At 64.7% G+C, this 12,490-nt stretch carries 13 protein-coding genes; all 13 read right to left on the bottom strand.

The genetic code is table 11. The annotated features are described in order from the left end of the window. Window positions 1-7: 7 nt before the first annotated feature. Window positions 8-931, bottom strand: coding sequence for an ABC transporter substrate-binding protein (locus tag PspCFBP13528_RS10545; RefSeq protein WP_101220009.1), 924 nt, complete (start codon window positions 929-931; stop codon window positions 8-10). An 18-nt stretch (window positions 932-949) separates the two neighbouring features. Beyond that, complete coding sequence (locus PspCFBP13528_RS10540) at window positions 950-1,723, bottom strand: amino acid ABC transporter ATP-binding protein (RefSeq protein ID WP_065952968.1); 774 nt, start codon at window positions 1,721-1,723, stop codon at window positions 950-952. Then, window positions 1,716-2,687, bottom strand: a complete 972-nt coding sequence (locus PspCFBP13528_RS10535; protein WP_137200154.1) for an amino acid ABC transporter permease — start codon at window positions 2,685-2,687, stop codon at window positions 1,716-1,718. The genes PspCFBP13528_RS10540 and PspCFBP13528_RS10535 overlap by 8 nt, the downstream gene beginning before the upstream one ends. Window positions 2,688-2,706: 19 nt before the next feature. Further along, window positions 2,707-5,100: a TonB-dependent receptor gene (locus PspCFBP13528_RS10530; RefSeq protein WP_137200153.1), complete on the bottom strand. Its 2,394-nt coding sequence runs from the start codon at window positions 5,098-5,100 to the stop codon at window positions 2,707-2,709. Between the two features lie 436 nt (window positions 5,101-5,536). Continuing rightward, entirely contained in the window at window positions 5,537-7,756 is a 2,220-nt protein-coding gene (gene gspD / locus PspCFBP13528_RS10525) for a type II secretion system secretin GspD (RefSeq protein WP_137200152.1), read from the bottom strand. Further along, entirely contained in the window at window positions 7,753-8,277 is a 525-nt protein-coding gene (locus PspCFBP13528_RS10520; protein WP_065952964.1) for a general secretion pathway protein GspN, read from the bottom strand. Before PspCFBP13528_RS10520 ends, gspD begins: the two co-directional genes overlap by 4 nt. Further along, window positions 8,274-8,885 (bottom strand): type II secretion system protein GspM, encoded by a 612-nt coding sequence (gene gspM / locus PspCFBP13528_RS10515; protein ID WP_057721904.1) that lies wholly within the window; start codon window positions 8,883-8,885, stop codon window positions 8,274-8,276. Before gspM ends, PspCFBP13528_RS10520 begins: the two co-directional genes overlap by 4 nt. Continuing rightward, on the bottom strand, window positions 8,860-9,903 hold the full coding sequence (locus PspCFBP13528_RS10510; protein WP_101220005.1) for a PilN domain-containing protein: 1,044 nt from the start codon (window positions 9,901-9,903) through the stop codon (window positions 8,860-8,862). Before PspCFBP13528_RS10510 ends, gspM begins: the two co-directional genes overlap by 26 nt. Beyond that, window positions 9,900-10,625, bottom strand: coding sequence for a general secretion pathway protein GspK (locus tag PspCFBP13528_RS10505; protein ID WP_101220004.1), 726 nt, complete (start codon window positions 10,623-10,625; stop codon window positions 9,900-9,902). The genes PspCFBP13528_RS10510 and PspCFBP13528_RS10505 overlap by 4 nt, the downstream gene beginning before the upstream one ends. After that, window positions 10,622-11,251, bottom strand: coding sequence for a prepilin-type N-terminal cleavage/methylation domain-containing protein (locus PspCFBP13528_RS10500; protein ID WP_065952961.1), 630 nt, complete (start codon window positions 11,249-11,251; stop codon window positions 10,622-10,624). Before PspCFBP13528_RS10500 ends, PspCFBP13528_RS10505 begins: the two co-directional genes overlap by 4 nt. Continuing rightward, complete coding sequence (locus PspCFBP13528_RS10495) at window positions 11,248-11,610, bottom strand: type II secretion system protein (RefSeq protein WP_137200151.1); 363 nt, start codon at window positions 11,608-11,610, stop codon at window positions 11,248-11,250. Before PspCFBP13528_RS10495 ends, PspCFBP13528_RS10500 begins: the two co-directional genes overlap by 4 nt. Continuing rightward, window positions 11,607-12,038, bottom strand: a complete 432-nt coding sequence (locus PspCFBP13528_RS10490; protein ID WP_065952959.1) for a type II secretion system protein — start codon at window positions 12,036-12,038, stop codon at window positions 11,607-11,609. The genes PspCFBP13528_RS10495 and PspCFBP13528_RS10490 overlap by 4 nt, the downstream gene beginning before the upstream one ends. 9 nt (window positions 12,039-12,047) lie before the next feature. Then, window positions 12,048-12,473, bottom strand: a complete 426-nt coding sequence (gspG, locus tag PspCFBP13528_RS10485) for a type II secretion system major pseudopilin GspG (protein WP_065952958.1) — start codon at window positions 12,471-12,473, stop codon at window positions 12,048-12,050. Between the last annotated feature and the right edge of the window lie 17 nt (window positions 12,474-12,490).

The raw sequence follows: 12,490 nt of genomic DNA, 5'->3' as shown, positions 1-12,490 counted from the left end.
GATACTCCTAATCCGGCAGGCCCGGTGGGTTGATCAGCGATTTATCGACGCGCTCCACATCCAGCCCCCAACGCTGCAAGACCTGGGCGTATTGGCCGCCGGCAATCGCGCCTTCCAGGGCGGTATGGATCGGCTTGACCAGGCCGTTGTCCTTGCGCGTGGTCACGGCGATATCGGCCTGCAACGGCCAGCCGCCGTTGACGGTGCCGACGCGCTTGATGCCGCCGGTGATCGCCGCCGAATAGGCGTACACCGAGTTGGGCCCGAACAACGCATCGCTGCGCCCCGACTGCACCGCCAGTTGCGCGGCGGCCTGGTCGTCGAAGTACTGCAACAGCGCAGGTGTGAGGCCCGCTTTTTCATTGGCCTCGTTCCACGCCAGCAGGACTTTTTCCTGATTGGTCCCGGAGCCGACGATGATCTTGAGCCCGGCAATGTCGGCGGCCTGTTTGATCTCGCTGATGGGGCTGGTGCTCTTGACGTAAAACCCGAGCACGTCCTGGCGATAAGTGGCGAAGTCAAAACGCTTCTTGCGCGCTTCGGTCACGGTGACGTTGCTGACCACCGCGTCGTACTTGCCCGAACTGACGCCCAGGGGCCAGTCCTCCCAACTGGTCTGCACCACATTGAGTTGCAGGCCGAGACTGTCGGCGACCAACTGCGCGGTGTCGGCTTCACTGCCGATGGTGGTCTTGTCATCGCTGGCCAGCAGCGCCAGAGGCGGCCCGGCCACGCCGGACACGGCCACCGTGAACTTGCCCGGTTGGGCGAACTTGAAGCCCGGCGGGATCTGCGCAATGGCCGCTTCGTTACGGGGCGCATGAATGCGCGGGCGGTCGGGGCTGAGGTCGACCTGCTGCACGGCGAACGCCTGTTGCGCGGTGGCGACGGCGAGCGCCAGCACGGCCACACGCAGGGGGTGGTTAAACATGGGCAGTCACTCCTTGAACTAAAGCACTTTGCCGAGAAAGGCCTGGGTGCGGGGATGTCGGGGTTGGCGGAAGATCTGTTCGGGCGGGCCTTCTTCGATCAATTGGCCGTCGCAGAGAAACACCACGTGGTCGGCCACTTCGCGGGCAAAGCCGATTTCATGGGTGACGATGACCAGGGTCACGCCCAATCGGGTCAGGCCCTTGATCACGTCGAGCACTTCGCCCACCAGTTCCGGATCGAGGGCCGAGGTGGGTTCGTCGAACAGCAATACCTTGGGGTCCAGCGCCAGGGCACGGGCGATGGCGACGCGCTGTTGCTGGCCGCCGGAAAGCTGACGCGGGTAGGCATCGAGCTTGTCCGCCAGACCGACCTTGGTCAGCAACTCGGCGGCGTTGTAACGCGCCTGGGCCTTGCTCCAGCGTTTGTGCGCCAGTGGCGCTTCGGCAATGTTTTCCCAGGCGGTGAGGTGCGGGAACAGGTTGAAGTTCTGGAACACGAAACCCACGTCGATGCGCCGTTTGAGAATCTCGCGCTCCTTGAGCTCAAACAGCAGATCGCCCTTGCGCCGATAGCCGACGTACTCACCGTCAATGGTGATATGCCCGCTGTCGATCTTCTCCAGGTGGTTGATGGTGCGCAGCAAGGTGGACTTGCCCGAGCCGGACGGCCCGAGGATCACCGTGACCTTGCCCGGGTCGATCGTCAGGTCGATGTTGTCAAGCACCTGCTGGTTGCCAAAGCGCTTGCCGACGCCCTGGATCTGGATACGTCCTGCGCGTGCTTCAGCCATGGGATTTCTCCTTGAGCCAGTGGCGCAGCCGTTGCAGCGGTGTCGGCGGCAGCACGCGCGCAGTGCCACGGGCGAAATGGCGCTCGACGTAATACTGGGCGCTGGTCAGTACGGTGGTGATGATCAGGTACCACACGGTCGCCACGATCAGCAGCGGGATCACCGCCTGGGTGCGGTTGTAGATGACCTGCACGGTGTAGAACAGCTCCGGCAGCGCCAGCACGTAGACGATGGAAGTGCCCTTGACCAGGCCGATGATTTCGTTGAACCCCGACGGCAGAATCGAGCGCAGTGCCTGCGGCAGGATGATGCGAAAGATGCGTCGCGAAGCCGGCAGCCCCAAGGCCGCCGCCGCTTCATGCTGGCCGGCTTCCACACCGATCAGGCCGCCACGGATGATCTCCGCCGCGTACGCCGCCTGCATCAGGCTCAAGCCCAATACAGCCACGGTAAATTGGCTGAGCACATCCACCGTCGACCATTCGGCGAACACCACCTCGGTGAAGGGCACACCGACCACGATGTGGTCGTAGAGGTAGGCAAAGTTGTAGAGGATGATCAGCACCAGCAGCGCCGGCATCGAGCGGAAAAACCAGATATAGCCCCAGGCCAGCGCCGCCAGCAGCGGCGAGCCGGACAACCGCGCCAGGGCCAGCGCGGTACCGAGGATGATGCTGAACAGCGTGCTCAGCAGCGTCAGCAGCAACGTCTGCCCCAAGCCACGCAGCACCGAGGGCGAGAAAAACCACTGGCCGAACACGCCCCACTCCCAGCGCGGGTTGGTGGCCAGGGAATGCACAATGGCGAGCAGCACCAGCGCGGCAAAGATCGACCCGGCCCAGCGCCAGGGATGCCGGGCGGGCACTACCTGCAGGGCCTTGATCGGCGTGGCGACACGGCGCTGGTGACGCGGGTAAGGATTGACTTCATCGATCAGGTCGAAGGGTTTGGCGACAATGGGCATGGTCTATTCCTCGCAGGCCTTAGAAGGCATAAGTCAGCCGGGTGTAGTAGTACCCGCCAGTAAAACCGTAGGGCGAATAGGTGCCGTAGCTGGCAAGCATGGTGCTGCTCGGCACGCCTTGTTTCTTGGGGTAGAGGTCGAAGAGGTTCTTGGCGCCGATGGCCACGTTGAGGTCTTTGGTGAGGGCGTAGCCGAGGTCGAGGTCGGTGATCCATCTGGCGCTGTAGACCCGGTCCAGCTCGCGATCAGCCGAAGCATTGACTTCCTTGTAGGCGCCGTAGCGCGTCAGGGCCAGGTTCAGGTTGAAACGCTCGAAGCTCCAGTCGCCGCCGAGGATCAGCTTGGTCGTGGGTTGCACGCCGGTGATCAGGTTGCGCGCCTCCCGGTCCATCAGCTCATAGGAAGTGCCGAGGATATTGGTCGACTCCTTGTAATTGCGGATTCTGGTCTGGTTCCAGTTGAACGCGGCAGTCCACTTCACGGCACCGAACGCGCCCAGGTCGTGGTTGTAGCTGCTGACCAGGTCCAGGCCCTTGGTGCGGGTATCGGCGCCGTTGATGAAGTACTGGCCGCCGGAGGTGGAGTTGACGCCGTTGTTCTGCAACACCTGGCTGACTTCGGGCCCGAGCAGGGTGCCGGTGAGGGTGATGCGGTCGCGCAGGTTGATCACATAGGCGTCGGCGGTGAAGCTCAGGCGGTCGGTGGGGGTGAGGGTCAAGCCCAGGCTGAAGTGGGTCGAGCGTTCGGGCTTGAGGTCCTCGGCGCCCAACGCCCTGGCCGCCGCCGAACCGACCGGCAACACGCCGTAGTTGATCGACTGGTACACCCCATCCACCACGCCATAGGTGGTCGAGCGCGCGCTGAACAGGCTGTTGGCCAGGGACGGCGCACGAAAGCCGTTGCTCACGGTGGCACGTACCGCCAATTGCGGGGTGAAGTCATAGCGGGTGGTCAGCTTGCCGCTGCGGGTGGCGCCCACTCCTTGGTTGTAATGTTCATAACGCACGGCGCTGCCGACGTACCAGTCCGGCAGCGGGTTGAAGCCCGCATCGACATACCCGGCGACGCTGTTGCGCGAGGCGCTGCTTGCTTCGTCGGGGGAAATGCCATTGGTGACCTGGGCCCCGGACGCGGCGCAATTGCCCGGCGCCACGCAGTAACCGCCGTCGGCATAGGACGCGTAGTCTCCGGCCTGCACCTCATAGGTGTCGCGCCGGTGCTCGAAGCCATAGGACAGGTCCAGCGGCTTTTGCAGGCCGATGTCGAAGCCGCGCTTGACGTCCAGGTTGGTGGTCAGCTCGGTGGAAATCCACGTGCCGGAGGTGAAGTTGTTCGGCGTGGCCTCGCCCAGGGACGGGTTCTGGTTGTGGGTGGTGCCCTGCTCCGCTTCGTTGCGCCCGTAGGTGGTGGACAGGTCCCAGTCCCACTCGCCCACAGTGCCCTTGCCGCCGAAGGCCGCCTGGAAATCGTCTTCGTCGATGTACCAGGTGGGCGTGTAGCCGGAAGGATAGCCATTGGGCCCGGTGGTGATGGTGTTGGTGATGGTCGGCAGGCGGAAGTTCTGGCCCTGCTCGGCCTTGCGCCGCGAGTAGGTGGTGAAGGAGTACAGGCTGAGGCTGTCGTCGATCGGCAGTTCGGCGTTATAGCCCAGGGTCAGCAGATTGGTCTTGGGCGTGCCGTAGCCACCGTACGTAGACTTGCCGGCCAGGCCATAGGCTTGTTCATAGGTGTAGCCGTTGGCGCTGGCCTTGTTGTCGTCATTCTGGCTGCGCGCATCCAGGGCCAGTTGCACGATACCGCCGTCGCCGATTTCGAAGCCTTTGTTGAGGCTTTGCTGCACGGTCTGCTTCTTGCCGTCATAGCCCAAGCCCGCGGTGGTCACCGAGGTGCCGCGGGTGTCGGCCTTGAGGATCACGTTGATCACCCCGGCGATGGCGTCGGAACCGTACTGGGCGGCGGCGCCATCGCGCAGCACTTCCACATGGTCGATGGCACTGATGGGGATCAGGTCCAGGTCCGCCGGCGCGGCGCCGGTGTTGATGCCGTTGATGTTCAGGGTGGCGCTGGTATGGCGGCGCTTGCCATTGACCAGTACCAGCACTTCGGCGGCGCTCAAGCCACGCAGGTTAGGGGCGCGGGCAATGCCGCTGGCGTCCCAGCCGGTTTTTTCCGGCAGGGTCAGCGACGGGATCACCGCGCTCAGGGCCTCCATCAAACCGGGCTTGCCGGTGCTTTGCAGTTGCTTGGCGCTGACCACATCGATGGGCACCGGGCTGCGGGTGACGGTGCGCTGCTCGGCGCCTCGGTTGCCGGTGACCACCACGGTGGACAGGGTGCTGTCATCCTGGGCCTGGACCGCGGCGGCCAACAGGGACAAGGTCAAGGCGGCGGTGGGGGGTAGAACATGCTTCATCGCTATTCCCGGCTTTTTTCAAATCGCAGAGTCGGGCAGGCACGCGCCTGGCGCGGCATGGCCGGTGTTCAAGGTGCAGGTGCGGTTTGAACTAGGTGTGGGGCGAGCGAGGGGTTTGAAGGGGCAACATACGTCGAACTCCGTTCCAACGATTCTGCTGCGGGGGGATTACCCGGTCAGGTGCGCAGAATCTGAATCACGCTGGGTACCATCCGGGGTCAGGGGTAGGCTGTTGCGATCAAACATAACGGAATGGATTTTAAAAATATAATGCTATTTGGGCATAAGCTAATATTCTTGAATTTCATTATTTTTAAAAATGTTTATTCATATAAATAATAACTAACCTGCCAAGCCCAGCCCGGATACACCTGACACAAAGAGGATCAACTGTGGGAGGGGGCTTGCCCCCTCCCACATTTTTAACCACGTTCCTTCAGTTAGCGGGCTTCAGCAGTTGCATCTGCTGGCGATAATCATCAGTCACCTGCCGCGCCTGGCTGCTGCTGGTGATCACCCGGGGCGTGATCAGCACAATCAATTCGGTGCGGTCCTTGGATTTGCTGGTGTTGCCAAACAACCAGCGCAAGCCGGGGATCTTGCCCAGGTACGGCACGGCACTGACGGAGTCCGCATTGTCCTGCTTGATCAACCCGCCCAGCAGCACCGTCTGCCCACTCTGCACCGCCACCTGCGTCGACACCGACCGTGTGGAGATACGCGGATTATTCGGCGTGTCATTATTCGACGACGCCTGATCCTGCGCATCACTGACCTGCTGCTGAATATCCATATACACCAGACCTCCCGGATTGATCCGCGGCACCACATCCAGAATCACCCCGGTCTGCACATACTCCACACTGCTCAAGGTAGTGTCAGAAGTCCCCGTGTTCACCGTGGTCTGGCTGATGGGAATGTTATCGCCCACCTGAATCTGCGCCGGCTGGTTGTTCATCACCACCAGCGACGGCGCCGACAGCACCTGGGTGCGGCCGTTGGTTTCCAGGGCGTGCAGGGCCACTTGCAGGTTGGAACTGACGAAGGAATAGAACAACGAATCCGCCGCCCCCAGCCCGGCCCCGCCACCGCCCAACGCGCCCTGGCTGCCGGCGGCGTTCGCCACCGTGGTGCTGGTGGAATTGCCGGCCAGGCGACCGAGGTACCACTGCACGCCCAGGTCCAGTTCGCCGGTGAGTTTGACCTCAAGGATGCGCGTCTCGATCTGCACCTGCAGCGGCGGATTGTCGAGGCGTTTGATCGCCGACTCGATCTCCTTCCACTGCACCGGGCGCGTGCGCACCAGCAGCTGGTTACTGCTTTTTTGCGCGGTGATGCGCGTACCGGCGTCGAGGCTTTTGGCCGGCGCGCCTTCGGTGGTGTCTTGCTCGACAGTGTCCTCGGCTTGTGGCTCCTGCTCCTCATCCTCGGCGGCAGGCTGGTTGTTATTCAGGTTATTGCTCAAGCCGCCAGGCGTGCTGCCGGACGTGCTGTTGGTGCCGGGCGATGACAGGGTCGCGGTGCGCAAACCGGGCGCGACCTTGGCCGGGGCGTCGTCCTTGATTGCGCCGCTGCCGTAGATCTGCCGCAGGTACTTGGCCAGGTCGGTGGCCTTCATGTTGCGCACGTCGTACACATACATCTGCGGCTCGTTACCACCGCCTTCGTCGATGGTGTGAATCCAGTCACCGACTTCGCTGAGGTACTGTGGCTGCGACGAAATCGCGACCACCGAGTTGGTCCGCTCGATCGGCAAAAAACGCACCATGCCCGCCAACGGCATGCCGCTGTCAGGACCGAACATTTTTTGCAGTTCGGGCATCAGCTCGGCGACGGAGGCGCGTTGCAGGCCGAACACACCCACCGACATGCCCTTGAGCCAGTCCACGTCAAAGGTGTCGATGGTGTCCTGATAGTTGGCCAGCTCTTGCGGGGTACCGGCCAGGCTCAGCACATTGCGCGCCGGGTCAACCAGCAGAAAGGCATTCTCGCGGGCAAACGGCTTGAGCAGTTTCTGCATCTCGGTGGCCGAGATGTAACGCAGTGGAAACAGTCGCGCCGACAGGCCGCTGGACGGTTGCGACACGCGCATCTGCGGCACCAGCTTGCCCGCCACCGCCTGATTGGCCGGCAAAATCACATAGCGGTTGCCCTGCTTGATCATGGCGTTGTCGGTCCACGACAGCAGGGTTTCCAGAATCGACAGCGCCTGCTCCTTGTTCACCGGTTTGGAGGTGGAAAAGCTGACATTGCCCTTCACCCCCTGGGCAATGCTGTAGTTCTCATGCAGCAGGTCGCCCATCACGCTGTTGATCACCGCTTCGATCGGCTGGTCGGCGAAGTTGAACACGATGTCGCCGCCCGCCTCTGCCTTGCCAGCCGGCGCTGCTGTTGGTTGGCGCACGAACTGCTGGTTGCCGCGAATCAATTGGCGCTGGGGGGGTGTCTTGGCCTGGGGCTGGCTGCTGTCGACCGGGGCCTGTTCGCTGGCCGGGTCCACGGGCGGGCGTTGCGCGCCGGTGCCCTGCATCGCCTCGTGCAACAAGGCCTCGTCCGGGTCCAGATGCTCGGGGAATGTGCCGCAGCCACCGAGGGAAACGGCGGTGGCCAGGCAAAACACAGTGGTGCGCAAAGCGCCGGGGAATGTATCGATCAAGGGGCGGACTCGTGAGGAAGGGTAATCGGGGGTGTGGTGGACGGCGGCGGCAGACGCAGGCCTCGCAGGCTCAGGGTCTGCGTGCGGCCGTCGAGTACAAAGCGGGCTTCGCGGGGGGTCAGGTGTTCCAGGCGCCAGCCGTTGGGCAGGGTCTGGTCCTGGTGGACTTTCAGTGGCGGGCCGTCCGCGCGCTTGAGCAGTGCGACGCGCAGGTCGCCGTCCAGCACGATGCCGGTCAGCGTCAGGCTCGACAGGCTGGAGACGGCGGCTTGGCCCACCGCGCGGTCAGGGCTGCGGTCAGGGCTGAACAGCGGCGCCTGCCAGGTGCCGGCAAGGCTCTCCAGGGTTGCGCTCGGAGCCACCAGTGCCTTGGCCGTGGCGTTGGCGCGCGCATCGGGTTCGGGCGCCGGCAACCACTCGGGCGCATCGCCGATGCTGCTGAGGATGCCGACCATCAACAGGCCCAACAGCCCGGCCACGCCGAGCAACAACCACTCCAGGGGACGCAGTGCGTTGATCATCGGCGCACCTGCGCGGCAGAAGCCGGTTGCAGGTAGCCACGCACCAGCAGGTGCACCACCAGTTGACCGGCGCCACCGCTGGCGGGCGCGTTCGGCCCTCGGCGGATGCTCATCTCATCGACAAACAGAAACGGGCGCTGGTACTCCAGCTCATGCAGGATCGCGGTCAAGGGTTCGATGGCGCAGTTCAGGGTCAGGCTGACTTTGACTTGGCGGTAGGGTTCGCTGTCGTCCTGCTCGGGGGTGATCGGCATGCGCTGCGTGAGGCTGCAGCCGCCACCGAGGCCGGCGCGGCTGTTGATCAGGTCGGCGATGCGTTGCATCAGGTCCGCCGCCACAGCGCTGGGGTCATCGCCTGGCAGCAGGCTGGTGCTGCTGGCCGGGTCCTGGCGAGCCTCCTCGAGTTGCTGGCGCAGGGAGTCGCCCTGGCGCAATACGCCGGCGTAGCGTTGCTGCTGTTCGCGCAACTGCTCGGCCTGCTCGCCCATCTCGCGCAAGGGGCCGGCGAACCAGCTGTCGACCAACAGCCAATACGCGGCGCCGAGTACCAGGGCCAGGCCGATCAGGGCGGCGCCACGACGTTCACGGGGTGTCAGTGGTCGGCGCATCGGCGGCCTCCTGGTGCAGGTGGGCGCGCAAGGAAAATTGATCCTTGCCGGTTTGCGCATCGGGTTGGATCACCCCTTCGAACTGGGCGTTTTCCAGGCTGTGGCAGCCCTTGACCCGGGTGATCAGGGCGCTGGCCTTGGCGCTTTGCCCGGAGAATGAAACGTCGGCGCCATCGTTGACTTCCAACTGGTCGATCCAGGTGTCGGACGGCAGGCAGGCGGTCAGCTCGTTGAGCAGCCCGGCCAGCGGCGGCTGTGCGGTCTTGCGGCGGATCAGGTACTGCGCGGCGCCACGGGTATTGAGCAGTTGCTGGCGCAGGGCCTGGATCTGGGCGACCTGGGCTTTTTGCGCACGCACGCTTTGCTGCATGCTGTCGAGCACGCGCTGGCGGTCGTTGAGCCACAGCAGCATGGCGGCAATCAGCAAGGCGCCGCACAGCCACGGCAGGCTGCGTTGCAGGCCTTTGCCCGCCGGGCGCTGGCGTGGGCGCAGCGGTACCGGCAGCAGGTCGATGCCCATCGGGACGCCCGCCGCGTCCGCCACATCCACCGCGTGTGGCTGCAAGCCGAGGGCGGCGCACTCCGTGAGGATCTGGTCGAGGCGCTCGCGCAGGATCGCCACCAGCGTCACGTGCACGTGGGTTGGAGTGCGCCGCTCCTGGCGCGCGACGAAGTACAACTGCGCCGCATCGAACGGGGTAAAACGGTCCAGTTCATACCCCACCACCGTCGCCAGGTTGCGCGCCGCCGCCGGGGGCAGTTGCAAGGCTTGCACCAGCACCGCCGAGGGCGCCAGCAACAGCACCTGGCGCGCGTCGCCGGCCACGGGCGACACAGGCGCGGTCAGCGGCCATGGGTACACATGCTCGGGGATGTCCTGCAGCGACAGCCACGCCGGCAGGCAGCCACGCAACTCCTTGAGCCACAGCCGCCAGCCCATTTGCAGCAGGCTGCCGCGCCAGCGCTGGGTGATGGGCTCCGTCAGCAGCTGCAGCCGTGCGGATAAGTGTTCGTTCATTCTTGCCAACGTAAGACTCGATAAGGTTGTGCGCTGCCTTGCGCGGGGCTCAATAACACGGTGGCCTGCAACTGGGCGTGGTGGCCGCCGGGGCGTTGCGCGCGACTGTCGATCACCAGCACTTCACCAGGGTCGGCGCCCACCGCACTCAGGTGCGGCAGGTTCAAGGCGCGGCGCATCAGCGCGCTGGCGAAGGCCGGATCGGGCCGGTCCAGGCCACTCCACAAGCTGATCTCGGGGACCAGCGCGCTGTACAGCGCCTGGGTCATGCCCGGCAACTGCCGCACTTCTTCTATGACCCTGAACGGCGCCAGGCCCTGGTTGCGTCGTACCTCCAGATCCTTGGCGAGCTGGCTGGCCTGGGCCTGGGTCGCGCCGCAGGCCAGGGCCAGCCGCGCGAAATCGCCGACTTCGGCGCTGTTCAAGTACAACTTGCCGCGCTCACTGCGCAGGCTGACGTGCAGCTGCGCATCGTCGAACACCAACGGGATTTCACGCCCATCGGCGATCCACTGTTTGCGCTGCAACGGGTCGGCCAGGCCCTGTATCGCCAGCGCCACGCCCGCTTCGGCGGCCAGCACTGCCTGGGTGTGCTGGCGGTGCCACGCCGCCTGGCGGGTTTCCAGTTGCACCCAGCCGGCCAGGCCGCCGAGCAGCAGGCTGAGCAACGCCAGCACCCACAGCACCAACAGCAGCGCGACACCGCGCTGATGCCGGATCATTCAGGGCCCCCACCCGACAGGTTCAACCGCAGCGCGACCACCTGGGTGACCCAAGGCACCGGCCCGTTGACGCGCGCCGCAATCCGCACCGCCGAGGGCAAACGCTTGGTCCACGGCCACTCGCTGATCCAGCCGGTGGCCTGGCCCTTGGGCGACACGCCGCGATAGCTGAACTGCAGATCTTCGACACCTTTCAATAACACCTGTGGCTCACTGCGCGACGCCGGTACGCTGACCTGCGCTGGAGACTCAAACCGCGCGAACGCCACCTGCAAATCGCGCTGCGCCTCGGCGCCGGTCAACTGCAGCGTGAAGCGCTGAATCCCGCCACCGAGCACGCCCGGCAGGGTCGCGACAAACTGCATGCGCTGCGGGCTGCCGGCGAAAAACCCGTCGGTCTGGCTGTCGTCCTCGGTCACGTCCAAGGGCAGCGCCTCGCTGATCGCAGTGCGCAAAAACTGCTGCGCGGCCCGCATTTCATCCAGGCTGACTGTATAGCGCTGCGCCTTGAGCACCGCGCGATTGGCCCCCAGCAGCGCGCCACCGACCAGGGTCAGTAATACGCCGAGCAGGCTCAGCACGATCATGATTTCGAGCAGGGTAAAGCCCTGCTGACGGCGCTTCACAAACCGGCCCCTGCCGCACGCAGTTTCAAGGTGCTGAAACTGGCGTGACGCGGCCCTTCGCTGACCGTCAGGTCGAGACGAAACATGTGCGGCTGGCCGATCCGGGTCGGCTGTTGGGCGATGCGCAGCTGCCAGGCGATGCCGTCCAGATCGCCGTGGCGCACGCCATTGGCCAGGAGGCCTGCTGCTTCCTGGTCCATCACGCTGACGGCAGCATGGCTCAGGCGGTCGCTGTGGGCGACTTGCAACAGCGCGCGCGCGCTCTGGCCGAAGGCGACCAGCAGCACCGTGCTGCAGATCGCCATCAGCGTCAGCGCGGCGAGCATTTCCAGCAGGGTGAACCCGGCTTGCCGCTTCATGGCAGCGCCCTGGACTGCACGCTGCCGGTCAGCCAGCCAATATCGATGCGCCAGCGCCGGCTGCCATTGGCCAACAACAGGTTGCCGCCGGTGGAACTGCCGTCGGGGTAGAACTCCACCGCCGAGCCCGCGTGTTCGGCCGTGTGCAAGGTGACTTGCAGGTCCGCCGGCCAGTGTTTTTTCGGGCGGCCAGGGGCCTGGAAGCTGAGGCTGCGCAAGTCGAACAACGTGCTTTGCGCGGTGCCGCTGACAATCGCCCGCGCCCGCGTGCTGCGCAACGCCTCGACCATCTGCCCGACCGCCTGGCGCTCCTTGGCGGCGCGCAGGCCTTGTTGCAGGCCAAAACCCACCAAGCCGGCCGCGATGCTGATCAAGACGATCACCACCAGCATCTCCAGCAAGGTAAAACCACGTTGGGCGTTGGCCATGTTCAGCCGTTATTCCCAGTTGCCCAGGTCGGCGCTGTAGCCTTCGCCACCGGGCTGGCCGTCCTGACCGTAGAAAATCAGGTCGAACGCGCCGTGCTCGCCGGGGAAGCGATAGCCGAAGGCATGGCCGAACGGGTCCTTGAGGTCCGACGGCTTGGCATACGGGCCGGCCCAGCCGGCGGTGTTGCCCGGCTTGTCGACCAGTTGCTGCAGGGACTTGGGCGGCGAGCCGACATCCAGCCCGTAGCTTTCGATTTTCATGCTCAGGCTCGCCAGTTGCGCCTTGCCCGCGCCGTACTTGCCCTTGTCGACATTGCCGCCGACCTGGCGTACCACAATGGTCGCGACGATGCCCAGCAGCACGATCACGGCGAGCATTTCCAGCAGGGTAAAACCGCCCTGGCGGCGGGCAGACTTGAATCGGGTATGGCGCATCGGCTTGCTTCCTTGAG

Source organism: Pseudomonas sp. CFBP13528 (assembly GCF_005233615.1).
GTDB lineage: Bacteria > Pseudomonadota > Gammaproteobacteria > Pseudomonadales > Pseudomonadaceae > Aquipseudomonas > Aquipseudomonas fluorescens_AM.
Note: the sequence above shows the minus strand (reverse complement) of the source record. Positions and strands in the feature narration are given on the sequence as shown.